This window comes from Paenibacillus sp. P36 (assembly GCF_045866505.1).
In the GTDB taxonomy this organism is placed as follows: Bacteria; Bacillota; Bacilli; order Paenibacillales; family NBRC-103111; genus Paenibacillus_E; species Paenibacillus_E chondroitinus.
This window is the reverse complement of sequence record NZ_AP038372.1, coordinates 3,548,260-3,571,430: the sequence shown is the minus strand read 5'-3', so window position 1 is coordinate 3,571,430 and position 23,171 is coordinate 3,548,260. Positions and strand designations below refer to the sequence as shown.

At 44.3% G+C, this 23,171-nt stretch carries 22 protein-coding genes and 1 pseudogene; 1 reads left to right on the top strand and 22 read right to left on the bottom strand.

The window, feature by feature from the left end; translation table 11 throughout:
* The 14 genes from ACKTT9_RS15870 to ACKTT9_RS15805 all read right to left on the bottom strand — a co-directional run bounded on the left by ACKTT9_RS15870 (position 1) and on the right by ACKTT9_RS15805 (position 14,780).
* Positions 1-819, bottom strand: coding sequence for a type II secretion system F family protein (locus tag ACKTT9_RS15870; RefSeq protein WP_407872310.1), 819 nt, complete (start codon positions 817-819; stop codon positions 1-3).
* A 49-nt stretch (positions 820-868) separates the two neighbouring features.
* Positions 869-1,759 carry a type II secretion system F family protein gene (locus tag ACKTT9_RS15865; protein ID WP_407872309.1) on the bottom strand — a complete coding sequence of 297 codons (891 nt, stop codon included), beginning with the start codon at positions 1,757-1,759 and terminating at the stop codon, positions 869-871.
* Positions 1,756-3,018, bottom strand: coding sequence for a CpaF family protein (locus ACKTT9_RS15860; protein ID WP_407872308.1), 1,263 nt, complete (start codon positions 3,016-3,018; stop codon positions 1,756-1,758). The genes ACKTT9_RS15865 and ACKTT9_RS15860 overlap by 4 nt, the downstream gene beginning before the upstream one ends.
* Complete coding sequence (locus tag ACKTT9_RS15855; protein ID WP_407872307.1) at positions 3,015-4,133, bottom strand: hypothetical protein; 1,119 nt, start codon at positions 4,131-4,133, stop codon at positions 3,015-3,017. The genes ACKTT9_RS15860 and ACKTT9_RS15855 overlap by 4 nt, the downstream gene beginning before the upstream one ends.
* A 261-nt stretch (positions 4,134-4,394) precedes the next feature.
* Positions 4,395-4,907: an acyl-CoA thioesterase gene (locus tag ACKTT9_RS15850; protein ID WP_315949596.1), complete on the bottom strand. Its 513-nt coding sequence runs from the start codon at positions 4,905-4,907 to the stop codon at positions 4,395-4,397.
* Between the two features lie 87 nt (positions 4,908-4,994).
* Complete coding sequence (locus ACKTT9_RS15845; protein WP_407872306.1) at positions 4,995-6,590, bottom strand: protein kinase domain-containing protein; 1,596 nt, start codon at positions 6,588-6,590, stop codon at positions 4,995-4,997.
* Positions 6,591-6,726: 136 nt separating this feature from the next.
* On the bottom strand, positions 6,727-7,764 hold the full coding sequence (locus ACKTT9_RS15840) for an SAM-dependent methyltransferase (protein WP_407872305.1): 1,038 nt from the start codon (positions 7,762-7,764) through the stop codon (positions 6,727-6,729).
* A 38-nt stretch (positions 7,765-7,802) separates the two neighbouring features.
* Complete coding sequence (locus tag ACKTT9_RS15835; protein ID WP_407872304.1) at positions 7,803-8,570, bottom strand: ABC transporter ATP-binding protein; 768 nt, start codon at positions 8,568-8,570, stop codon at positions 7,803-7,805.
* A gap of 22 nt (positions 8,571-8,592) precedes the next feature.
* Entirely contained in the window at positions 8,593-8,946 is a 354-nt protein-coding gene (locus ACKTT9_RS15830) for a cyclic-phosphate processing receiver domain-containing protein (protein ID WP_407872303.1), read from the bottom strand.
* 36 nt (positions 8,947-8,982) lie between these two features.
* Entirely contained in the window at positions 8,983-9,819 is an 837-nt protein-coding gene (locus ACKTT9_RS15825) for a deoxyribonuclease IV (RefSeq protein WP_407872302.1), read from the bottom strand.
* Positions 9,820-9,834: 15 nt separating this feature from the next.
* Complete coding sequence (locus tag ACKTT9_RS15820; RefSeq protein WP_407872301.1) at positions 9,835-10,644, bottom strand: Fpg/Nei family DNA glycosylase; 810 nt, start codon at positions 10,642-10,644, stop codon at positions 9,835-9,837.
* Positions 10,645-10,716: 72 nt separating this feature from the next.
* Positions 10,717-12,117 carry a ribonuclease H-like domain-containing protein gene (locus ACKTT9_RS15815; RefSeq protein WP_407872300.1) on the bottom strand — a complete coding sequence of 467 codons (1,401 nt, stop codon included), beginning with the start codon at positions 12,115-12,117 and terminating at the stop codon, positions 10,717-10,719.
* Between the two features lie 62 nt (positions 12,118-12,179).
* Positions 12,180-14,429 carry a DEAD/DEAH box helicase gene (locus ACKTT9_RS15810; RefSeq protein WP_127451715.1) on the bottom strand — a complete coding sequence of 750 codons (2,250 nt, stop codon included), beginning with the start codon at positions 14,427-14,429 and terminating at the stop codon, positions 12,180-12,182.
* A 135-nt stretch (positions 14,430-14,564) separates the two neighbouring features.
* The gene (locus tag ACKTT9_RS15805) at positions 14,565-14,780 is read right to left on the bottom strand and encodes a hypothetical protein (protein WP_246068986.1); all 216 of its coding nucleotides are present in this window, start codon (positions 14,778-14,780) and stop codon (positions 14,565-14,567) included.
* Between the two features lie 156 nt (positions 14,781-14,936).
* Between ACKTT9_RS15805 and ACKTT9_RS15800 the strand changes: the two genes are divergently transcribed.
* Complete coding sequence (locus ACKTT9_RS15800) at positions 14,937-15,539, top strand: nitroreductase family protein (protein ID WP_407872299.1); 603 nt, start codon at positions 14,937-14,939, stop codon at positions 15,537-15,539.
* 85 nt (positions 15,540-15,624) lie between these two features.
* Here the strand turns inward: ACKTT9_RS15800 and pilO are convergent, their stop codons facing one another.
* From pilO to ACKTT9_RS15760, 8 genes and pseudogenes are all read right to left on the bottom strand, one after another.
* Entirely contained in the window at positions 15,625-16,230 is a 606-nt protein-coding gene (gene pilO, locus ACKTT9_RS15795) for a type 4a pilus biogenesis protein PilO (protein ID WP_407872298.1), read from the bottom strand.
* Positions 16,214-17,827, bottom strand: a complete 1,614-nt coding sequence (gene pilM, locus ACKTT9_RS15790) for a pilus assembly protein PilM (protein WP_407872297.1) — start codon at positions 17,825-17,827, stop codon at positions 16,214-16,216. The genes pilO and pilM overlap by 17 nt, the downstream gene beginning before the upstream one ends.
* Positions 17,828-17,842: 15 nt before the next feature.
* Positions 17,843-18,349, bottom strand: a complete 507-nt coding sequence (locus tag ACKTT9_RS15785) for a prepilin peptidase (protein ID WP_407873049.1) — start codon at positions 18,347-18,349, stop codon at positions 17,843-17,845.
* 33 nt (positions 18,350-18,382) lie between these two features.
* Positions 18,383-18,601: pseudogene (locus tag ACKTT9_RS15780) on the bottom strand (prepilin peptidase); the annotation flags it as partial.
* A 70-nt stretch (positions 18,602-18,671) separates the two neighbouring features.
* Positions 18,672-19,145 (bottom strand): type II secretion system protein, encoded by a 474-nt coding sequence (locus ACKTT9_RS15775; RefSeq protein ID WP_407872296.1) that lies wholly within the window; start codon positions 19,143-19,145, stop codon positions 18,672-18,674.
* Positions 19,146-19,168: 23 nt separating this feature from the next.
* Positions 19,169-20,377, bottom strand: coding sequence for a type II secretion system F family protein (locus ACKTT9_RS15770; protein WP_407872295.1), 1,209 nt, complete (start codon positions 20,375-20,377; stop codon positions 19,169-19,171).
* A complete protein-coding gene (locus ACKTT9_RS15765; RefSeq protein WP_407872294.1) occupies positions 20,377-21,429 on the bottom strand; it encodes a type IV pilus twitching motility protein PilT in 1,053 nt (350 codons plus the stop codon). Before ACKTT9_RS15765 ends, ACKTT9_RS15770 begins: the two co-directional genes overlap by 1 nt.
* Positions 21,430-21,449: 20 nt before the next feature.
* Positions 21,450-23,114 (bottom strand): GspE/PulE family protein, encoded by a 1,665-nt coding sequence (locus ACKTT9_RS15760; protein WP_127451699.1) that lies wholly within the window; start codon positions 23,112-23,114, stop codon positions 21,450-21,452.
* Positions 23,115-23,171: the final 57 nt, after the last annotated feature.

The window sequence follows — 23,171 nt, the reverse complement described above, 5'->3', positions numbered from 1 at the left end:
TTATTTCATAATCAGTAATGCCGGCATGGCCACAATTACCATCACCACTACAAAAATAAGCACCATGGGAAAAACAAGCTTAGAGGAGGCTTCCTCTCCTAACGTTCGCGCAACCGATTTTCTGCGCTGCCAAAGCTCCAGGGATAGCGAATGAAGCGCCGCTACGAAATCACTGCCTCCACGTTTATAGTTGAGCATCATAGCTGAAGTAAACAAAGATACCTCATGCAGCGCGCAACGTTTGCTAAAGTCTTCCATCACTTTTGAAAATGAAACGTTCATCTCCAGTTCGTGAACAGCTTGCGCAAGTTCTATGTATAGCGGTGAGTGCGCTTTATGAGGTCTAACCTCGACGCAGCGAATCCATGCGCGATTGACGGTTTCACCTGCATTAACCAACAGCACGATTGTGCTTAATACTTCAGGTAATTCCATGATCATTAAAAGTTGTTTTTTTCTAATTTTCACATCCAAATCGCGCACCATGAGCATTGGAAGAACTATCGCAACGATGAAACCAAAACCCAAGAGTGATGCATCGCCCCCTGCAAGCGTCGAGAAAAGAGTGACAATCACAATACATAGCAAACTCATCGAAATAATCTCCGCAAAAAACCATTTACTCCCATAAGCTGATAAACTTCTGCCATATAATTTAATTAAATTATGGTGGATTTTGGACGTGAAATCCGGCAACTTTTCCATCAAACGCAGCTGATCAACGATTATATAACTGCAAGGAAATAGTAATTTGATCCGAAAGGGATAGGGATGAGCAGTAATGATATCTGCATATCGTTTGCGCCCCCACAGCAGCAAAATGAGAATTACCAGCATTTCGAATATGAGCAAATAATTGATCCACATGCTACACCTTAATATTCATAATTTTTTGAGTGAGCACATAACATCCGCCCAGCAAAAGCAGGCTCGCACTCATGATGAGAGTCCCGCTCCCTGAATAAAGAGGCTGCATATACTCCGGTGATGAAAAGGCAAGTACGGCAACAATGACAATGGGAGCAAACAGTAGCACCCTCGACTCAAACCGCTTCTGTGCAATCATGACGTTGATATCCTGAGTGATTTCAAGTTTTTCTCCAATGACTGTTGCTGTACGCTTCATGACCTCCACCAAATTTCCGCCTGTACGCTTACAGGTATGGAAGACGTCCGTGAAACTGATGACATCTTCTAAATGACTGCGATCCGCCAAATGCTTCAGCGCTGCCTCTATGGGCTCGCCGTTCTCAACCTTTCGGCATATAACGCTGAATTCAGTAACAATTAAACAATCAGGGTCAGGATAAAGCAGCTTTAAGTCTTCTAGTGCCTCTTGAAAAGCACTTTCAATGGATTTGCCTACGGCCATGGAAGAGGATAAACAGCTGAGCGCTTGTTTGAATTGAACAAACAGTTTATTTTTGCGTAACTGGATTAATTGCTGTTTGCGAATGCGGGGAAACATCAGTCCGACTGCTGAAAATGCGGCAGCAAGAACGAAGCTTTTATAGAAAATATAACCTACAACAAAAGCAGGCAAGGCGAGCATTAGGATGGCGCTTAATTTTTCACGAGGAGTCATTTGATAGCAATTGTAATCAACTAATGTGAAGACAGAATGGCGTTGGGGATGGTGCACATTTCGAGTTTTAACCTTCTTCTCAGCAGGATCACTGCTTTGCCGACGTCTCTCCAAAAATAACAAAATTATCCAACTGATTGTTCCCGTCAGGATTATAAGCATTATAATTTTCATTCAGTTCCACACTCTTCCTTTCTGTGTGAAAACCAAGTTGGCAGTCTTTTTCCAGCCATACGTATTTTGTGTATGCTTTGGAGTTGGTTACCTGTATACATAAGCTCCCCAGTTACCTTAGAATCTGTCACTTCGCCTCTTTCCTCGAATAAAAACAACGGGTGGAGATGAACCTCACCATCTTTCATTCCAATGACTTCATGAATTTCTGTCACCTTTCGGGTTCGATCACGAATTCGGCTGATATGAATCATCACGTCGAGTGCCGAAGCAATCTGCTTACGGATAACCTCAATCGGCAGGGAGGCGCCACTTAGCACCATAGTTTCAAGTCTGCTCAGCATATCTACTGAGGTGTTACTATGCCCTGTACTTAAGCTTCCATCATGCCCAGTGTTCATCGCAGCTAACATATCTAACGCTTCAGCACCACGAACTTCCCCAACAATAATTCGATTAGGCCGCATCCGGAGCGAGGCGCGAATTAACTCCCGAATGGTAATTTCACCCTTGCCTTCCGTATTGGCGTTTCTGGTTTCCATTCTGACCAGGTTGGGGACGGTTTGTATCTGAAGTTCTGCCGAATCTTCAATCGTAATAATCCGTTCATGAGCAGGTATCCAGCTGCTTAACGCATTAAGAAAAGTTGTTTTTCCAGAACCTGTACCACCTCCGATAAAAATGTTATATCCGGACTCAACCAGCACCTGAAGTACTTCTGCAGCCTCCGCAGAAATGCTCCCCATCTGAATCAGATCTTCCATCAGCAGCGGTTTCTCAGGAAATTTACGAATTGTCAGCGTCGGTCCACTCAATGAGGCTGGCGGAAGCACAATATTAACCCTTGATCCATCCTGCAGCCGGGCATCGACAATTGGTGTTGATTGATTAACGATTCTATTCACTTTAGACACAATCATCTGAATGAGATCTTCAAGCTTCTCCGCACTTTCTAAAGAGTATGCATATCGCTCAACGGCTCCTCTCCGCTCGAAAAATATATGTTCATGCCCATTCACCATAATCTCAGTAACAGAGGGATCATCGATAAGCGGCTGCAAGATGTCCAAACCTCGAAATGAGTCAAACATACGCTTAACTGACGCATGTATTTCGTTCGACGTCCATTTTCCCTCCGATGATGCAAGAAAAATTGCTTCTTCAATAAGCTCCATCAACTTGGCATCACTGACCGTGCTTGAAAGATCAAGCTTTTCTTTAATCTGCTGCTTCAACGTTACGAATTGACTTTGTTTCAAGAAGCTACAGCCCCTTCAGCGCTTGAAGCAGGATTTCCTTTGATGATATAAAGAGTCGCAGCCATCTCATAGGCCTGTTCCGAGAATAAACTGGATGCCCACATCTGCTCTGGAGATCTAATACTTTTCCACTCCGGGATATAAGGAAGGTTAAAAGCAATATCACGGCCAAGCTCCGAGAAATCGTTCGTCTGCATGCCAGTATACTTATTCATTACAAAATGAACGTTGTGCATCGCACCCATTTGCTTATACAACACCTTCGTTTTATAAACATCATTCAGATCATCTCGAACCAGCCAAATGATATGATCGCTGACTTCCAGTCCTTTTACGATTCGAGGATGCACAGAAGCTTCTAGATCAATAATGATGTACTCATATTCATTCAATAAAATAAGAGCGTCGATGAGAATTCGAATCTGTTCTCCGCTTATTTCTTGCATCTCCCTGATCTGATCATTAGGCGATAAATAGTCAATTCGCAATTGCGGGTCAACTGATTTCAGTAATTGCAGCTTAGGCCCGAGTAATTCAGGCGAACTTTTCAAGTAGTATATTAATTGTGAAAAACGCCCTGTTTCACCCTTCAGCCAAAGTGAAGTTGAACTAACGGACTCCAGGCTTAAATAAAAAACTCGCTCGCCACGAAAAGAAAGCTGTTTGGCCAGATGAATAGCCGTCAACGTCTTACCACTATTTCCACTTGAGCTATAGACGGAGATGACACTGGTTTTATTAGTCCCGTAACTGCTTCTCTCCTCATTCAGCTTTTCGGCATAGAAAGCCTGAAGTCGTGTAAGCAAATGGTGCAAAGATTGAAACCGGTACAAAAATGGAACCTTCGTTTCTGCATCCAATGAGTTCGTTATCGTTTCGCTTAAAATCATCTTGTGGAGGTTGGTTCTCCGATCTAAAAGAAGACGATAATATGTCTCCGACACCAACAACACGCCTACAGCTTGCTTGGCCTCAAGAACTTCCAAGACCAATTCTGCTTTCGAAAAAAGCTTCACCTGCATGCGTTCTCCGAATTCGGAGGCACGTATATAGGACGCCAGTCGCTGCGCATATTCCTCGTCATCATCTAATACATAAAGTTGAAACTTTTTCACTCAGTCGCCCTCCTATATGCTCTAAAATCAAGAGAATTGGCTGTATATGCCACTGCCGATTAATACAAGACCAACCACCCCAAGTACGATCGCCAGGCGAATCGCAGTAGCAGCTTTCAAAGCATCATCCTCCTTCTCCTTGAAGGAAAAACAAAAAAAGCACACGCCGATTTCAGAGATGATCTCCAAAACCAGCGGTGCTTCCGCTCGTCCAACAATTTATCCAAATTGTACCACATTTTACCGAAAAATCAATCCCTTTTATTCCCAAGGATATTTCATCGTGAAAAATCCAGCAAGCCTTTTACTTTCACCTCTGCGAATACGTCTCATCTCTGCCCGCTGCGGCGCCGATTCATGTAGCTTCGTCTCTTCCTCTGTTTCCGGAATGACATGAGGCACCTCAACCGGTACCTTATTGTCATCTAAAGCAACAAAGGTTAGGAAGGAAGTCGCGGCAATTTTTCTTTCTCCGGTTTTCAAATCCTCTGTAACGACTTTCACAAAAACCTCCATTGAGCTTTTCCCTGTCCAAGTCACAAATGACTCCAAGCAGACAGAATCCGAAGTATGAATCGGATACAAAAAGTCAACCGAATCGGTTGACGCCGTTACAACGGATCTCCGGCAATGTTTATGTGCAGCAATCGAAGCAATATCATCAATGTAGGACATCAGCTTTCCGCCAAACAGCGTGTTGTGATTATTCACATCTGTGGGAAAAATGCGTGATGTTTTGAAGCACCTGGATTCTCTGGCAAATCGTTTTTCCATAACTAACTGCCCCTTTGCATTCAAGCTTGTTTAATCATGCAATATCATAGCATATTTCTCATCCGTTTGGTCAAAATTGGCTATAACTTAACGATTGCTAATCTTTTTTAATTTTGAAAATAATGAATTCTTCGCCCTCTTGCCTTCATTAACAAGTAAACGACTCTCTGGCAGGAGCTCTTTCAAAAGTGGTGACAACGCCGTCATTAACTGTTCTAACACTTCAGGGCGATCCTGGATGCACTCCCCTTTCCATACCGAACGCATGACTTCCCCTCTAGAAAGCTCCGGCATTGTGCACAATGGAGACGCTGGGAGCGATGCCATCCATTCCTTTTGAAAGTGATTTTGCATATTTCCATTAGCAATATAGTGTACTTTTTTCCCACGCAGTTGATAGGAATTAAAGCGCTCGAAATTAGCACGTGAGCTAGGCCGATTGCATTTGCCCGGCGAAGCATCGAGAACTACGATAATATCATCTGCACTATGGCAGAGTTCCTGAACGGAAGGATGCTCCCATTGAGTCGATATGTCCCATAGAACGATTGGCTTTTTGATCATATGTAGAAGCTTAAATGAGTCTGCTGGCTGCCATTCTTCATGATATCCGTCAGGATGAGCTGGGAACCATGTTGAATACCCTTTATCCCACGGAGAAGAAGCTAAACTCTGATCTTGCACTCTCATTGAATGAGCGGCAAAATTGTAGTTCTTAGGGGCTTTCAGATCTCCGTATAAAAGCATGTACAAATCAGGTTCAATGGTCGGTTGTTCTACAAGCGCGTTAGGAATGTGGAGGGCATTTAAAATTCTAGCTAGTGTAACTGCCAGAAATGTCGATCCTACACCTGCAAAAAGACCTCCGATTACAATTAATTTATCCTGTTGCGGCATTGGATTGGAATGTTTTTGATAATCTGTCGTGTGTGCGGGATCGGGGGATATGGAACGAAGTCTCATCTTCACTTCCATGGCGGATTGGCAGCGGTGCTGAGGATTCTCTTGCAGGAGTAGCCGTATTGTTGAAGTAAGTGTTTCGGGAAGTTCAGGGTTTAATTGATCCAAAGACTTGTTGATGAGATAGGCATACTGACCACCCGTTAATAAGTAGTAAAGCATGGCACCAAGCGAATATAAATCGGAACGCGCATCGGTTTGTAAACCCATAAATTGCTCAGGAGCAGCAAAGCCAATCGTCCCCATTTGCATGGTATCGGTCTGTTTGCCTTGTGTAAAATGTCTCGCAACGCCAAAATCAATTAGCCGGACTTGCGATTGCTCATTCAACATAATATTGGAGGGCTTGAGATCCCGGTAAATAATCGGTCGAGGCTGGAATGTATGCAAATAATGCAGGATATCACATAATTGAAAAGCGATCTGGACGACTTTAGCCGTAGATAGTTGTCGCCCTTTTTCATCAAATAAATCTTGAAGCGTTGGTCCTTGAATATAATCCATAACCAAAAAACCTGTTCCATCTTCCGTTATTAAATAATCAACCAACTGCGGCAGTTGGGGATGATGAAGCCTTGCGAGCATCTCTGCTTCTTCCAGGAAGGATGCCCCGTCTTGTTCAATTGGCAGGACTTCCTTAACAGCCCACATCTTTCCTTTGAGCTTTTGATCTTCTGCTAAGTAAACCTGACTCATCCCTCCTTGCCCTAGCAAAGATTCCATGCGGTATCTTCCACCGATACAAGTTCCAATCCAATTCTTCTTATGGCTTACGATAAAAAAGCCCCCTTCATCAAGTAATAATTACATTGATTATAAAAGGGGCTTAGACAAAAATCTACATTATTTTCCAGAAGAACTACATCTTTTGCAAATAAAGCGTCAATTCCTCCCGATTGTGAAACAGCTGTTTCGCTTTAAGAAGGAAAAGAGATGGCTCTAGTATTCGTAAAATATCGCGAACCGTTTGGAACGGTTTCTTATGCATCAGCTTGACTGTAATAATCGCCGTGCCTCCACTTTGCAGGGAATATAGCAAATCTGCGACCAAACGTCCCATTTGGCGGGGATCCCAACTCATGTCACAAACAAGCAAGTCAAACTCTTGATCCCGAAGCTTCACATCGCTTGCATTTTTCTTGTAAATCTTGAGATTAGGGTTGCCAAGCAGTCTTGGACTCATTGCTGCAGGGTCTATGGCCGTAACCTTCAAGCCGCGCTCTAATAACAACGAAGTCCAACCACCTGGAGCAGCCCCGATATCAAGTGCCGTTCTTGCGACACTAAAATCAATGCCAAATCGCTGCTCCGCTTCCAAAAGCTTGAATTTGGCGCGTGAAATTTGATCCTCTTCCTTCATAAAACGAATGGCGCCGCCTGACCAATCCGACAAATTATCGGCTGGTTTAGATATCCCTACAAATAGTTTCTTCGCATTGATGTAGATAGATATAATTTGGTCAGCATAGCGAACTACCGGTTCAGCATGAACTTCCGAAACAAGGATTTCATCTAATGCAGCCTTGACTGCAAAGGGGGCGTAGGGAACATCAGCGCGGTCTTCTTTACGCACTTGGATGGCTATTTTTTCACCGGAGTGAACAAGCCCTTCTGCATGTGCATTTTTTAACCATCCTTTGAGATGTTCAAGATCCGCTTCAGTTCCTGTAATCTCCCATTGCTGAAAAACAGGCTGAATATGTCTAAGAAAAATGGGTTCTTGTTCTTTTATTAGTGTTACTGCATCTTCCGTACCTGATGGCACTTCGAATAAAAAAACTTCAGTTGGCACAAGTAAGGTGAACTTGGTCAGCGGAAATAATTTACGGATTTCATCCTGCGCGTACTGTGCAAACCCGTGATTCGAAGAACCAATGTATGTCGTAATTTGTGTCATAGCCGCATCCTTTATCTTCTTTAACTTCTTTAATTTCTTTAATCCAAAACCTTAATCCACGGTCGATCCTGAAACCATTCCAATTCAATATCCACGTCGAAAGCTTTGCGGATATTTTCCGGCGTCAGCACCTCTTTCTTAGGCCCAGCAGCAATTAATTCCCCTTGTTCGATGATGGCAACATGCGTAATTAACGGAATAATTTCTTCAATATGATGCGTCACATAGACGACCGTAATGTCCTGCTTGCTAAGTTCATTAACATCTCTTAAAAAGCGTTCTCTCTCGTATAAATCCAGGCCAGCAGCAGGTTCATCCAAAACCAAAAGGGAAGGCTTCATCATCAAGGACCTAGCAAGCATCACTTTCTTCCGTTCACCTTGCGACAAACTGCCTAATGTTTGATGAGCCAAATGACGAATTCGTACCCGCTCCAGCATAACCATGGCACGATCCAAAACTTCCTGCGGGATCTCTTGATAAAATCTGAGATAGGCATACTCTCCGGTAGCAACAACTTCAATAACAGGATCGCTTAGATTTAGTTTTTCCATAAGCGACTGTGAAATATAACCAATTCTCTTACGAACTTCTCTCACATCGCATTGGCCATATCGGTTTCCTAACACGTCTACGGTTCCCCGACTCGGGAATTCGTAACCGTTCATCATCTCGAGCAATGTTGTTTTGCCTGACCCGTTACGACCTAACAATACCCAGTGTTCACCTGGTTGAATATGTACATTCACATCATTTAAAATATGTCGTTCGCCTCGAATAAAATGAATATGCGATAAATGAATCATATCAGGCTACATCCCTTTCTTATTACACTTCACTTTTGTATTTTCCCTGTGCAATTTGCAACAGCAAATCGTCCGGAACACGGTGAGGATAGATGCTCGTTCCATCAGGTTTGGCCGTATACAGCTTCTGATACATGGCCGTACAGGCTGCCTGACTGGAGGTATGAATATAAATTTGTCGCGGGAATTTTCGCTTCTGGACGAGCCAAATCACAACATCCATGCCTGTCTGCTCGGTAGACCAGCCCATATCATGATCCAGCGATAAAATATCGATGTCACATTCTTCGAGCAGCAGCAAACACTCCTGTATATTTCTAGCTAGCGTAAACCCTTGAGGACAAGGACGCAGATCATCTAAGTATACATGAATCATCGCTGGATTTCCTTCCCTTCCTGTTCCTACGGATCGTCAGTCAGCGTTACTGAATAAAGTTTTCACGAGAGCAATTTCCTCAGAATGAGTGCCATTGCTCCCTTTTCCCGTTTCGAGAACAACCGGAATATGTCTTAAAAACGCTGAAGACAGCATCTGTCTAAAATTATCAAGACCGATATATCCCGTTCCAATATTCGCATGACGATCTCTGCGCGAACCATAAGGATGAAGGGAATCATTCAGATGAACAGCCTTCAAATGGGGGAAATAATCCAGCATTTCTCCTCTAGCTTCCAGCTCACCCCATCCATGGCTCGTCCATAAACCGCTGGCAAAAGCATGGCACGTATCCAAACAAAAGCCAATTTTCTCCGGGCGCTGACACAGTTTCCGTACCTGAGCCATCTCTTCCAATGTAAGACCAAGCTGTGAGCCTTCACCGGCTTGATTCTCGAGCAAAATGAAAGACGCCCCCTCATAGCCTTGAGTGGCGCTATTCAAACATTGTATTATATTTTTATAACCTTGTAACGGGTCTTTTCCAACATATTTGCCAAAATGCACCACGAGACCGACAGATCCGCATGCTTCTGTAATCTCAAGCCCGTTCTTTATCAAACTCACCATTACATCGCGCTCAGCAGCATCTGCCGCTGGATTCAACGGGTACGGTGCATGCCCAATAGACAACATATCATGCTCTCGGCAAAATTCCGCACACAATGCAGCTTCCCGCACATTTACTATTTTCGTTGATAGACTTCTCGGATTCATCGGGAAATATTGAAAAGCATTTGCCCCCATCGCTAGCGCCGTTTTGGCTGCTCCGCTATATCCGCCCCTTGTACTCACATGGGCACCAACGTACATGACCCTTCAGCCCTTTCACGATTGACAGTTCGCACAATAAAAGCATTTGCGACTAGAAATTTCTGTCTTCAATAGTGGATGACCACAACGTAAGCAGGGCTCGCCTTCACGGTCATATACACGGCATTTCGCGTCAAATTGTCCCGTCAAACGATCTCCAACAAATAAAGGTTCATCAATATAGCCACCATACTGAATAGCTTCAAGAAGAACGGTACGCATCGCTTGAAATAACCGATTTTGCTCCTCATTCGTTAAGGATGAAAGCTTACGCATAGGCAAAATACTTGCAATAAAGCAAATCTCATCCGAGTAACAGTTCCCGATTCCTGATAAAAAGGATTGATCAACTAGCGACACTTTCAGATTGCCATTTTTCCCTTTGAGCAGACTTTGAAATCGGGTCAATATAAAACCAGGATCCAAAGGTTCAGGACCTAATTTACTTAATACCTTCTCAACCTCAGGTATCGTATGCATGTGTAGATAGCCTAACCGCAATCCGATGAAGTATAAGTGCTGCGAGCCAAAATGGATCACGACCTGCGATGTTCGATCCGGTTTCTCCTCTTCCGTCCCATAGAACATCCAGCCTCCGAGCATTAAATGAAGAAGTAATACTTCACCCGAGCCTAAAAGAAACAGCAAATGCTTCGCTCTGCGCTCGATTCGAACAATGCGATTGCCGGTTAGCTTCTGGATAAAGCGATCCGGATCCACATTCAAGGATTTGGGACGTGTGACTTCCGCCCCTGTAATTGGCGAGTTCTGGATTAGTCTCGTTAACTGCTGACGATATGTCTCCATCTCCGGTAGCTCAGGCATAACATATTCTCCTTGCCTTTTTCTACCTTGTATAACCAATTGATAGGGAAAGTAAACGGCAGCGGGCAAGACTTAGATTAATCCCTCACTTGCGTACATCGGCTTCATCTTGCGAGTTTTGGGTTTCGAGTGAGAACCTTCGTGAGGCACCATGTTCTCGGTTTTCCTCACTTTATTTTTCAAACGGCTGATACGCTTCTCTAAAGCTTCCTCTATCTCATTTTGCTTCCGATCGCCACGGTGCAGGGAGCGCCTGCGCCATAGTTTGGCCCATGCTTCCTCTGCGTAAAAAATGGCCTGCGCAAAATTACGCTCCCGATGCTCATAATACATGGCTAACTCCAAATACGGCTCAAGTTGCAGCGCAAGGCTTGCATTCTTGATATGAATCCAACGTTTCCAGAGATCAACAGCCCGGGAATATTCACCTTTTTTCTTATAAAAGCCAGCTAGCTGGAGAATCGCCGATTCATGTTCGATTGAATTTGCAGGTTTCGGGTCATTCATTAGTCGCGAATATAAATCTTGAAAGAACGTCTCTGCACGTTCTGAACGATCCATTTTATCCAGCCAAAGACCCGTACGAAACAGCTCTTCTAATTCGATATCAGCGTAGTGTGCGGTATTCTCCCCAGCCTCAGCCTCAGCGTTCGTAAAAGGAACTGCCGGTTCTATTTCTCCGCTTAGCAGCTTGGAAAAATGGATGGCCAGCGCTGCCAATGTAACAATATCATGCTCATTATGAACGAACACACCTTGCAGGACAGATGGATTCTTCTCTGCCAAATACTGAAAATAAAGGGTAGGCGCTATTGAGCCGGGCACATCGTCCACACGCTCAAACCCTAGACGGCTCTCTTCAACCTTGCTCAGACGGCAGGAGGGCAGCGTATTCCGCCACAAACTCCTGGAAGGATATAGCAAATCGAGCTGCAGAAGATTCGAATCATCGAGCGTAAGCCGATTGAGCACATAGCGATTCTTCAAGATTGGCCAATCGAAAGTCCGGCCATTGTAGGACACAATATGAGTAAAGCGGTCGAGCAGCTCTTGCAAATACACAAGCATGGCTTGCTCTTCCGCTGGATTGCGGATCAGAAGCTGTTCCACCGTGAACAGCTCACCGGTGTAATAGCCGATGCCGACCATGAACGGCACGTTGCCCGCCCCGACACCGAGCCCCGTCGTCTCGGTGTCAAAGAAAAGCAGCGCGTCATGCCGGACGGCAGCGCCGCGGTCGTGAAAGCAGACAAGCTGCTGCGCGCAATCGGCCAGCTCCCGCAGCCGATATTTGCCGTGCACGCTGTCTGTGCCGTACACCCGGCGCCGCATGACGAACGAGCCGGCCTGGCTCGTCTCGATATGGGCGCCGATCTGCGCCCATTCGTCGTCGGCCGCAGGCACGGACGGCGGAGCGGCCTGCGCCGCCCCGGATCCCCGCAGGCGGCCGAGCTTTTCGCGGAGCCCGCTCATCGGGCACCGCCATCCAGCGTTTTCAGATGGGTTTTACTGAACATGGGTACAAAACCATACATCTATAATCCCTCCAGTATTCGAAGGGATTTTTTCTTTGCATCCATCCCCTCTATTTCAGTTCCAATACATGACGGGCAGCCATCGTCACATGGACATTTTCGAATCAGACTCCTGGCTGCTTCTTTTATCTCATCAAAGCGTTGAAATACGTCTTCCGCTAATCCAATCCCGCCTGGGTAATGGTCGTAAATAAAAATTGTTGGTAGCTGGGAGTGTTCGGCCCGGATTTGAGAAATTACGTGTATGTCGCTGCGGTCACACATTACGTGAATGGGTACGATATGCCTAATCACGTTGGAAATTCCCATTAGTATCTGTTCCAACGTTTTTGTTTCTACAGTGGGGTCTACTTCTTTTATTTCAATCCATGTCGCGCTGGTATGAAGTTCTTCTTCTGGAAGTTTGATAGGCCCGTATCCAATATTTTCAAAACTGGTTAACCGTATTTTTTTAAACATGGTTGCCATAACATTTATCGCAGTGTCTCCGAAATTTATGGAAGTTGTTTGCCTTTTGGCTATACGGTCAATAGATAAAACTTTCAGCTTTACGGCCAAGTTCGCATCTGTGTAATACTCCACGTCTACTTCGCGTACATATGCCTTTTTATGTTCCCAGTCCAGCTTTTCGACTTGAAACTGTGTACCTTCATGCAAATAAATCGCTTCGTCATGTAAAAGAGTCATAGCGCTAAATCTGTCCATCTCACCGATAATTTTTACGTTCGCTACGTCCGATTGGTCAACAATGACTACGTTTTCCTGAGCGGCAGACCGTAAGCTTACTTCGTGTGCCGGAAACGATTGACTAGCCCAATAAAATGAATCGGCAGCCTGGGTAAGTACTCTCTCTTCTACCAAATATTCCAGTATATCGGTAATCTCTAACGGCCCGAATTCCTCCCCTATTTTTACTGGAAGTTCATACGCAGCGCATCGTAAATGGTCTACCAGGATCAGCAAATTTTCAGGGTTAATTCTGGCAGACTCTGGGGAACGTTCGAAAAAGTATTCTGGGTTCTGGACTACGTACTGGTCAATCGGTGTATTGCTGGCTACCATAATAACCAAGGCTTCACCGTGTCGCCTTCCAGCCCGACCTGCTTGCTGCCAGGTGCTGGCGACGCTTCCGGGATATCCGGACATAATACAAACTTGCAGCTGGCCTATGTCTACGCCTAATTCCAGTGCATTGGTACTTACTACGCCCAGGATTTCCCCGTTACGTAACCCTCGTTCAATTTCCCTACGCTGGCTTGGCAAATAGCCGCCCCGGTATCCCCTTATGGTTTTCGTCCCTAGTTCGTTTTTAACCAGTTCTTGTAAATGACTTAATATGAGTTCTACCCTTACGCGGCTGCGGGCAAAAACGATCGTTTGTACTTTATTCGATAAAAATTCTTTCGCCAGCTGGTTTACTTCTACCGTCGCGCTTTTCCGTAGGTTCAGTGGCTTGTTAACAATAGGCGGGTTATAAAATACGAAATGCTTACGGCCCCTGGGTGCGCCATTGTCGTTTATTAGCCTCATAGGTTTACCTGTAAGCTGTTCAGCCAATTCCTTGGGATTTGCTATCGTCGCCGACGTACAGATAAACAGCGGATTGCTGCCGTAAAATTTGCAGATACGCAGTAGCCTGCGTATTACGTTGGCTACATGGCTGCCGAAGACGCCCCGGTATGTATGTAGTTCGTCAATAACGATATATTTTAAATTACTAAATAGACTTACCCATTTCGTATGATGAGGCAGGATGGCCGAATGCAGCATGTCGGGATTCGTAATAACGATATGGCCTACGTTCTTTACAATCTGCCGAATAGCCGGGGACGTGTCGCCGTCGTAGGTAAAGCTTTTTATATCAATTCCCATTTCGTTAATTATTTCGTTTAGTTCGCTTTTTTGATCTTGTGCTAAAGCCTTCGTAGGAAAAAGGTAAAGCGCCCTGCTGGCGTCGTCTTCAGCGATAGCCTGTAGAACTGGGAGGTTATAACAAAGCGTTTTACCTGAAGCCGTAGGGGTTACAGCTACTACATTTTCACCCTGTCTGATAGTCTCGTACGCTGTTGCTTGGTGACTGTATAGTTGTTCGATTCCCCTTTTCGTCAGGGCACCCTTGATGCGTTCGTCCACGCTTTCAGGCATAGGCCGGGTCTTCGCTTCTATGGGTTCGACTTCGTGCCAATTAATTATATTTTCATTTGCTCTTAAATTTTGTATTAGTTGTGAAAGATTTTTCTTTCGAAGCAAGGTTAACCCCTCCCTTATAGAACGACTGTTCCCCTTATTATAAACGTCTACAGCAAAATAAAAAAGCCCCAGGAATTGGGGCTAATGAATCGTAAGGCGATCTCTGATTTTAATCCAATGACTATGCTCGTATGTCTACATGAGATCCGATGAATCATCGTAATCATACCGAATCCCTTCGTGATCAGCTCTCGCAACTGGGGCATTAACTTGAAAGGCTTGGCTAGCACTTTCTTGCATTTTCAACAAAACTTCCTGATAATCTCTAGAACGGTGCTCTTCCAAATCATGTTTCATCGCAGTTCTCAAAGCTCTTTCAATGATCACAACATCATGACTAGTAAAATTCACGGTTCCTCGCACCTCTCTCGGTACTTTTATTTCACAACCTCTAGCTTTTCCATAATAGGGTAAACACATACCGAGCACGGTTATTTTCAAAAATTCGTATTGTACGAAGAAATCAGGTAAAATCAGGAAGAGTATATAAATAAGGAGGAATTCATCATGACAACATCTTTACCCGCCGAAGTCGAATCCAATCGCCAACCGGATCACGAAATCAATCCGCAATTCCTGACCCGTTGGTCACCTCGCTCATTCACAAAGCAAGAGGTTACCGAAGATGTACTCCTTAGCTTGTTTGAAGCGGCACGCTGGGCACCGTCCGGCAGTAATATACAACCATGGCGGTTCATCGTTGCGCGTACGGAAGAGCAGCTAGCCAAGTTTCACAGCTTTATTGCCCCTGCTAACCGCGAATGGTGTGAGAAAGCACCTGTTCTTGCTCTAGTCATTTCCTATACCAAGGCATCCAACGGGAATACATCCCCGAGTCACGCTTTCGATGCAGGTGCAGCATGGGGTTACCTTGCGCTAGAAGCTAACAATCAAGGATTAATCACACATGCTATGGGTGGCTTTGATCATAATCAAGCGCGTGAAACGCTTCAAATTCCTGAGGATTATCAAACGCATGCCGTGATTGCGATTGGCTATCGCGGACCTGTTGAAGCTTTGCCTGAACGCTTTCAAGAGCGTGAAGCTCCTTCTAATCGTCGTCCCGTAAACGAATTGCTATTTGAAGGGACTTTTGGACAAACACTGTAAGTTTGAAAAAAAATAACCGCCAGGGAAGTGCCCTGGCGGTCCACTCAAGGGAACTAGGTCTGCTAATTGGAAAATATTGAGCAAACTAATAAGGAAGTTCGACTTTATCGACTCTTGATTTGTAGGATGGGTCAAAATAAGCTGTGAACGTTAGATTTACAGTCAGTTTTCGCGATGTATCCTTAGGCAAATTTCCGAAGTTTATCGTATCCACACGAATTAATCGAGGTAAAGCTTGCAGTTGTGTGATGGCATCCGTAATTTCATTAAATTTCCCGCTAACTGAAGTCGTCACTCTGACTTCCCTGACATTCGGATACGGATTTTTACTGTTCGCATCTGTCTGTTGCGTTTGCGTGCTCTTGTCACTCACCGCATAGGAAATAGAGTTGAAAGTAACTTTTGAGCTCGTTTTAATCTGATTTAAATCCAGCGTTAGCTGCTCCGTATTGTCCCACAATGGAAGAGCGGCTTGAATGTCTTTTAAAGACGGACCTACATCCTCTTTCTTCTCACTTAACTTCTTCGTTAGAATCTGTATTTGCTTTTCCACGAGTGCCATTTCGTTTTCTTGCGCTTTAATTTTATTGGTAGAAGGCAGTTGTATGAAATAATAGAAAGCAAAAAGACCTAAAAACAACAGGACCGAGAGAAATAGAAAAAGAGACTTCGCATTATTTTTGTTGGACATTCGTAGCCACCTCTCCTTTCGCTTCTCCAGCTCCCTTAGTTCCCGCTTCTTTTGCAGCTGTGGCTTTTTTGAACGCTATTGAGTAATTAACTGTATATTGCTTAGCCGTAGTGGTAATTGGGTTATTCGCAACAGGGTTCGTTGGGTCAGTAGGAGTTGGTGTATCAGCACTCACCGCTGCATTTGTAGTACCAATCGTCGTCTCGGTAATTGACTGAAGATTGGCATTTTCACCAAAAGACAACTTGCGCAGGTCAAATAAATAGCGGGCCGAATCCTCCATCTTCGCGAAAACAACAGTTAAAGAGATTTGCGATTCCGATGAATAGGAAATGGTGCTAATTTGAGCATCTACCGGCAACGGTTTCTTAATATCTCCGATCATTGCGACAACATCTTTTCGGTTCGCCCTCGTCATTGTAATAAACGCCCCTGGGTCCCCCTGAGATGCTGGCTTTGAGGTTAATTTTGCCTCCGCAGCTGATTTTTGAGCATTGAGAGCAGTTAGTCTTGACGCGTTTTGAGCTGATATTTTCTGATTTTCCAAATAATTTGTACCTATCAATACGGCACAGGCAACCCACACTATCATGCCCAAAACGGCTAATAGAAGCTTGATTTTCGTCTCCGTTTTCCGATGCGGCAGCAAGTTGATTTGCGTTTTTTGCTTGGAAAATAAAGCGACCCCGATTGCAACACGATACGCATTAGCACTAAAATCTTTTGACAGTCGGCTCGCATATAAATCAAAATCGACCATCTCCACCTTCAGCTCAGAAAGAGCCTGCTCAAGCTCCAAATGCAGCTGAACTCTGCTTTGATTCGCACCCGTCACAATAATATGAGAAATCCGGCTTTTTCCCTCTTGAATACTGTATTGATAAAAACTCAGCATCCTGGATATTTCAGCAATAATTTCCCCAATCTGATCGGGCGTTAATTCATCATCAACAGCTGTATCGTGTTCAAAAAGACTAATCGTTCGCATAAAAATGGGATTGCCATTTTGCAGCATGTACACTTCCAGCGTGCCACGATCTAAGGAAACCAACATGGATTCCTCAAAAAACTCCTCCTGCTGCGACGATATCGCCCTGACTAAAGCAGTGGCAGAAATCTCCGCCGCTTTCACGTGCACTCCGGCATCCTCGAACACTTTTACATAGCTCATAATCAGCTTTTTTGGAGCTGCAAACACGAGAACCAGCGTGCTCTCATCGTCTTGGCTTACCTTAATGTAATCGTAGACAGGATCCTCAAAAGGCAGACGTAACGCAGTTTCCACTTCAAGCTCTACAAGTTGACGCAGCTCTTGCGGCTTAATGCTTGGAATTCGCATTTTACGAATGATAATTTGCGATGTCGGAATGGCAATGGTCGCTGAAGCCCCCCTCAGCTTTTCTGCTTTTACCCATTGTTTAACCTGAAGACTTAGAGATTCCGAATTGACAATTTGATCTTCAACTATAATCCCTGACGGGATGGGAAGAAATCCGCTCGATCCAACTTCCCACGACTTTTTCTTTTTGACAGTTACATACCGGACTCCCGTTTGATCTGCCGTAATCCCGATTCGCTTAGTTCCAAAGCCGAACATATTAATCACACCCTGCTATCCGAGTAATGTTAGGTAAGCTTTTATCATATCCGATCCATAACCGTATGAAATCATAATGCCCAACGCCAATGACGGGCCAAATGGTATCGGTTGTTTTCTCTTGGTGATTTTTAGCAGAAGCAGCAACCCACCTATCAGACTGCCAATCATACATGCCAAAACAAATGCAACCATTATATGAGATAAGCCTAAGACTGCACCACAGACTATAAGGAGTTTGGCATCCCCCATTCCCATACCGCCGCGTGAAAGAACTGCTATTAACACGATAATACCGCCCCCGATCACAGCGCCTAGTACGTAACTCCACCAAGCCTGATCTCCAGGAAAAATGAATCGTAAAACTATGAAAATTGGAAAGAAAACTATCAATATTTTATTAGGAATAAGCATATAAGATAGATCTGAAACCGTGATGATAACTAAAAGACTTACCAGTGTTAAAGCGACCAACGTTTCTCCTGTGATACCGACGTGCATGTATACCCATAAAAATAACAACCCAGTTGCAAGCTCCCCTAAGGGATAAAGAATGGAAACTTTCGTCTGACAATGTCTGCATTTGCCTCTGGAAAAAAGATAACTAATCACCGGAATGAGATCCCTGGATTTCAGCTTTGTCCCGCATTTCGGGCAGGCCGATGGCGGGTTGATGACCGACTGTTTGGCCGGCACTCGCAGCGCAACTACGTTGAAGAAAGATCCGAGTACAAGACCGATTATGAAAATGTAGATTGCGATGAGGAGTGTCATATGTTTGGGTCGCTTTCTTTGATTTTAAAAAAGGAATCGGAATGGACCGATTCCTTTTGATTGAGCATACTTATGGTGCATCAGGAGTACTCGTAACAAAAGCACCTGTACTTGCAATAACATCTGTACCTTTTAGATACTTGGTGCCCCCTGCTGTTGTAGTTAATGAAACATACCATAGCTCTCCAGTGGAAGTGAATTTAACTTCCCCTCCGTTTATTGGAGCCTTTGTACTTGGTAGAACTAATCCCTTATCTAAATAACCTTGTTTAATTAAACCTTTTGTATTTGAATCTTCATTCACAGCAATAGTTTGATTTTTTGGATCCCCAGATAATTCGGATGTAACATATAATCTTGCAGCATCATAAACTTGGCGGGCAGTAGCAATATCTGAATCGGCTTTTGACTTATTAATCACACCCAAAATATAAGGAACAGCAATAGCCGCAATAACAGCCAAAATAACAATTACAGCTAGCAACTCAATCAACGTAAACCCTTTTTCTTCTTTTTTAAGACGATTCATCATTTTAAATAACATAATGTCTACCTCCAATAATTTTTTTAACCTAAATTTGAATACATACTAAACATCGGCAGCATAATTGCAGCAACAATTGATCCTACTAAACCAGATAATAAAACTAGCAATAGCGGCTCTAACAATGACTTCAATCGATCCACTGTGTTTTCTACGTCCATCTCATAGAAGTCCGCCACTTTTTCAAGCATCTGATCAAGAGCACCCGTTTCTTCTCCGATAGAAATCATCTGTGTAACAAGAGGAGGAAATACCCAGGACTGCTTAAGCGGTTCAGATAACGGGTTCCCCTGTCGTAATGAATCCGCCGATTTTTTAATAAAGCTACCAATAACCTTGTTACCAACTACTTCTTCTACGATTGCAAGCGACTGAAGAACTGGAACCGCACTTGAATACAATGAGGATAACGTTCGAGTCATTAAGGCGATAGAACCTTTTTGCTTCAACTTACCAAAAATAGGTATTCTGAGCTTTATATAATCAATCCCATAAGCACCTGCTTCAAACCTCTTTGCCACTTGGTAAGCAGTAATTAAGGCAAGCACCCCAACTAACCAAAACAACCACTGATGCTGAATACTGTTACTTAGCTTCAGTACAACTCTAGTAATCAAAGGAAGTTCAGCATGCAGGGACTCGAATGTGGTTACAAACTGGGGAACAACTGATTTTAAAAGGTAAATTACCGCAACAACTGACAATCCACCCACGGTTGCCGGATAAGTCATCGCCGACTTTATCTTCTCCCGAGTCACATGCTCCTTCTCAAAAAATTTGGCAAGTCGCTCCAACGTGCCTTCCAAGTCACCTGTCTCTTCCCCAGCGCGAACCATGTTGACAAACATTGGCGGAAAAATCTTTTTATGCTCCGAGATCGAGCTTGAGAATGAAACCCCCTTCGAAATATTCGAAGCAACCTGCAAGAGTGCCTTGCGAAGCGGCTTGCTCTCAGTTTGTGAAGCCAAAATCGACGTTGCTTCCACGATATTGACCCCTGCCCTGATTAATGTCGCAAATTGCCGGCAATACACGATAAAGTGAATCGTTTTTACCGGATTACCGATGTAGATTTCCGTTTTGAGGGCTTTGAACTGTTCTTCTTTTACGGAGAGAACGATATATCCCTTTTTGCGAAGCTCCTCGACCGCAGTTGATTTATCAGTGGCGGAAATTTTGCCTTTTACCTGTTTACCGCTGCTGCCTCTTACTTCATACAGGAACTCTGACATTACATCACACCACCCTCAGCAAGATAAGCTCTCGCTGCGATGGGATCAATAAGTCCTTGCTGCATTTGTTCCTTTATCGACATGTCTAGCGTATGCATGCCTAAGCTGCGCCCAGTTTGCATGACACTCTTGATCTGATGAATTTTCTCCGAACGAATAAGATTGCCTACTGCCGGTGTATTGATCATGATTTCCGTAGCGCATGTTCGTCCTTGGCCACCAGACTTGGGAAACAACCGCTGTGAGATGACTCCGACCAAAACTGCTGCCAGCTGCACACGAATCTGCCCTTGCTGATGCGCCGGGAAAGCATCGATGATGCGATCAATCGTTTGTGGTGCGTCTGTTGTATGTAAGGTTGCAAAGACCAAATGTCCCGTTTCAGCTGCCGTAACGGCTGCCGAGATCGTTTCAAGATCACGCATCTCGCCAACAAGAATAACATCGGGGTCCTGGCGCAAAGCCGCTCTTAAGCCATTTGAAAAAGACTTCGTATCACTGCCTACTTCTCTTTGGTCAATAATCGATGAAGAATGCGTATGAAGAAACTCGATCGGGTCTTCCAACGTTACAATATGCTTCTTCTCGGTTCGATTAATGTAATCGATCATAGCTGCCAATGTGGAAGATTTGCCACTTCCCGTTGGTCCTGTCACTAAGACAAGTCCTTGTGGTTTCAACGCTAATGAACTAATCACACTAGGCAGCTGGAGCTGTTCCAGAGACGGAATCTTTGTTGGAATCGTTCGAATTGCGACGCTGACGCGACCTCTTTGACGATAGGCATTAATCCTGTACCGTGAACATCCTTCAAGCTCATACGAAAAATCCAGCTCTCCAGCTTGATCAAATCGATCTATCTGGTCAGCATTCAAAAGAGCCTCTGCCATGGAACGAGTATCATCAGCATGCAGCGTTTCATTCCCAACTTGCTGTAATGTGCCGTGAACGCGTATGATTGGCGGCGAACCTACAGAGAGATGCAAGTCAGATGCCTTAGACTCATGGGCAGTCCTCAATAAATTTACGATCCGCTCTAACGAATTTGACATTTCCCACACCTCCTTTCTCGTTAATAAGCAACTGTCTCTCTAATAACTTCTTGCAATGTCGTAATTCCTTGTCGTACTTTCTGAATCCCGTCATCCATCAGTTGAATCAGACCATGCTCTAGTGCAGCATCTCGCATTTCCTGAACAGATGCTTTGTTGCTAATCAACTGGCGCATTGTATCGTTCACGACGAGAATCTCGTGGATGGCTAACCTCCCGCGATATCCGGTGCGATTACAGTTGCCGCAGCCATTGCCTTTGTGAAGCTTTTCGGCATGAATCCCTCTGTTGTTCATGAAGATCCGCTCTTGCTCCGTAGGTGTATAAACCACCTTGCATTCATGACATATTCTACGAACAAGCCTTTGTGCAACAACACCAATAAGGGACGAAGCAATCAAATACGGCTCGATTCCCATATCCCGAAAACGAGTTATCGTACTCACGGAATCATTGGTATGCAGGGTTGACAGGACAAGGTGACCCGTTAATGATGCACGTATTGCAATTTCTGCTGTCTCGGAGTCCCTGATCTCACCAACCATGACGATATTCGGATCCTGCCGTAAAATAGAGCGAAGTCCTGCCGCAAAATTGAGGCCAATCGTCGGGTTCACATGCACTTGATTGATACCTTCCAATTGGTACTCTACAGGGTCTTCAATCGTAATAATGTTGGCATTCTCTTGATTCAAATGACTTAATGCGGAATAAAGCGTCGTTGTTTTCCCGCTTCCAGTAGGACCTGTGATAAGCAAAATCCCATAAGGCTGCTCAATCATTTCACGAAAAACACCCATGTTACGCTCCCCGAATCCTAACTGCTCAATAGGCTTAACGCCGGTTGATAAGTCTAGAATCCGTAAAACGATTTTCTCACCATGAATGGTAGGAAGAGAGGAAACACGAATATCTACATGCTTATAATCTACTTGCATTTTGATTCTACCGTCTTGAGGTAATCTTCGTTCGGCGATGTTCAATTTAGCCATAATTTTCAGACGCGCTGTAATAAAACCTTGCATTTGCTTTGGAATCACACGTTCAGTTCTTAAATGACCGTCAACCCGGTAGCGAATAACCAGATTCGTCTCACCTGGGTCAACGTGAATATCCGAAACTTTTAACTGAACCGCTTGCTGTATCATTTGATTGACCAACCTGACGATTGGCGAATCTTCATCCGTAATTTCGGTTTCCTTGATATCTTCGGTTGTCGGCATATCTGTCATCATTTGACTCATTGAATCCTGAAGTCCATAATGACGGGCAATGGCACGCTGCAGCTCATCTCTGCTCGTAATTGCCGGTTCTATGCGATACCCTGTGCTCATTCTCATCTCTTCTATTGCAAAGTAATCCAGCGGATCCGCCATAGCCACCATAAGCTTCCCGCCCTCTTTATGAAGAGGAATGGCCTGGTAGCGTCTTGCCATGCTTTCAGGGATGATTTTCGTTATTTCAGGATCAATCTGATATTTAAACAAGCTAACATGAGGAATGCCGAGTTGAAACTCCAGAACCTCAATCAATTGCTGTTCTGTAATATATCCTTGCGTAATCAGCAGGTCCCCAAGCTTCTGTTTTGTTTTACTTTGTTCCTTAAGTGCCTCTTGGAGCTGAGTTTCTGAAATAATCCCGCTCTCTACTAGCAAATCACCCAATCTTTTCCTAACAAGAGCCATTTCCTTATCAACTCCATTACTGATTTCGCCCAAGAATATAATAGGACTAAATACCTA